This window comes from Janibacter sp. CFPM2_SD2, from assembly GCF_057364645.1.
The window spans coordinates 1-736 of the sequence record NZ_JBNFOF010000391.1; the positions used below are offsets into that span (position 1 = coordinate 1).

General features: G+C 78.3%; 1 pseudogene. It reads left to right on the forward strand.

Going from position 1 to position 736, the window contains the following annotated elements:
• A pseudogene (locus AC2W7J_RS18580) lies at positions 1-736 on the forward strand (hypothetical protein); the annotation flags it as partial.

The following is a 736-nucleotide window of genomic DNA, read 5'->3' on the forward strand; positions in this document are numbered from 1 at the left end:
CGCCGCCCAGGGGCGCGACAGCCCCGGCCGCCGTCGGCGGCGCGAGCGGCGACGACGAGGAGCTGCCGAGCTTCGACTTCCTCTTCGGCACCACCCACAGCCACCGCAGCTCCCTGCTGGCCGGCATGGAGGAGGACGAGGCGCAGGCCGAGGCCATCGACTCCGGTCCGGTAGCCGCGGCCGGCGGCTTCCAGCCCCAGGACAACCCCGCCAACGCGACCCTCGCCCCGCCGAGCGAGGACGAGGAGATCGACCGCCCGCGGCCGCGCGGGCCGACCATCGGAGCGCTTCCCGGTGGGCTGCCGCCCATGCCGGGCAGCGCCCCGGCCCGGGAGGACTCGCCGGCCGGCGCACCCGGCCAGGAGGACTCGCCCGCCGACGCGGCAGGGGGAGCTCCCGCCGGCGACCCCGGCCACTTCGTCTCCGGCGCCGTCACGGGCGGGTCGCCGGAGCAGGGCCTCGCCGCCACTCCCGCCGCTGCCTCCCCCGACAGCTCCGCCGAGTCCGCACGACCGGACGACGCCGAGCCGGCACCGTCGGAAGAGCGTCCGGCGGTCTTCGGTGCCATGACCGGCCGCGAGCCGGTCCGGCGCCGTCGACGCATCCGTCGGCCCCCTCCTTCGGCGTGCAGTCCGCTCGTGACGACGCACCCGGCCACGAGCCGGGTGGCAACGTGCGCCCGCTCTTCCGCGACGGCCACCTCGTGGGCAGCCGCGTGCCGCAGGCCGGTGGCTCG